The sequence below is a fragment of the Streptococcus sp. genome (assembly GCF_019414905.1).
In the GTDB taxonomy this organism is placed as follows: domain Bacteria; phylum Bacillota; class Bacilli; order Lactobacillales; family Streptococcaceae; genus Streptococcus.
Map to the genome: position 1 here is coordinate 1 of NZ_DXLC01000304.1, position 1,298 is coordinate 1,298.

General features: G+C 41.1%; 2 protein-coding genes. Both read left to right on the forward strand.

Annotated features, from left to right (window positions below; translation table 11 throughout):
• Positions 1–79 precede the first annotated feature (79 nt).
• Positions 80–976 carry an RluA family pseudouridine synthase gene (locus tag QZ359_RS09140; protein WP_261056869.1) on the forward strand — a complete coding sequence of 299 codons (897 nt, stop codon included), beginning with the start codon at positions 80–82 and terminating at the stop codon, positions 974–976.
• Between the two features lie 45 nt (positions 977–1,021).
• Positions 1,022–1,298: phosphate acyltransferase (locus tag QZ359_RS09145; protein ID WP_293965916.1), on the forward strand; the 277-nt coding region annotated here is incomplete at its 3' end.

A 1,298-nucleotide genomic window follows, 5' to 3' on the forward strand; every position in this document is an offset into this window, starting at 1 on the left:
AGATTCATTTTGTCGCGTCTCCGAGCCACACCAGTTTCTGGAATCGTGTTAAGGATGCATTTATCGGCGAGGTGGATGAATGAGGTTTGAATTTATCGCAGATGAGCATGTAAAGGTTAAGACCTTCTTAAAAAAGCACGAGGTTTCTAAAGGGCTGCTGGCCAAGATTAAGTTTCGAGGCGGAGCTATTCTGGTCAATGACCAACCTCAAAATGCGACGTATCTATTGGATATTGGAGACCGAGTTATCATCGATATTCCTGCTGAGGAAGGCTTTGAAACTCTAGAAGCTATCGAGCGCCCACTGGATATTCTCTATGAGGATGACCATTTTCTAGTCTTGAACAAACCCTATGGAGTGGCTTCTATTCCTAGTGTCAATCACTCCAATACAATCGCTAATTTTATCAAGGGTTACTATGTCAAGCAAAACTATGAAAATCAGCAGGTTCACATTGTGACCAGACTTGATAGAGATACTTCTGGCTTGATGCTCTTTGCTAAGCACGGCTATGCCCACGCACGATTAGACAAGCAGTTGCAGAAGAAGTCTATCGAGAAGCGCTATTTTGCTTTGGTTAAAGGCGATGGACACTTGGAGTCAGAGGGGGAAATTATTGCTCCTATTGCGCGTGATGAAGACTCCATTATCACTAGAAGAGTAGCTAAAGGTGGAAAGTATGCCCATACATCATATAAGATTGTAGCATCTTATGGGAATATTCACCTGGTCGATATTCGCCTGCATACTGGACGTACCCACCAAATCCGAGTCCACTTTTCTCATATTGGTTTTCCTTTGTTAGGTGATGACTTGTATGGAGGTAGTCTGGACGACGGCATCCAACGGCAGGCTCTGCATTGCCATTACCTATCCTTCTATCATCCATTTTTAGAGCAAGACTTGCAGTTAGAAAGTCCCTTGCCGGATGATTTTAGTAATCTTATTACTCAGTTATCAACTAATACTCTATAAAAACTAAATCAGAGTATAATTTATTATTTTTAAAGGAGAAAACTCATGGAAGTTTTTGAAAGTCTCAAAGCCAACCTTGTTGGTAAAAATGCTCGTATCGTTCTCCCTGAAGGGGAAGAGCCTCGTATTCTTCAAGCAACTAAACGCTTGGTAAAAGAAACAGAAGTGATTCCTGTTTTGCTTGGAAATCCTGAAAAAATTAAAATTTATCTTGAAATCGAAGGTATTGAGGACGGTTATGAAGTCATTGACCCTCAACACTACGATAAATTTGAAGAAATGGTTGCTGCCTTGGTAGAACGTCGTAAGGGTAAAATGTCTG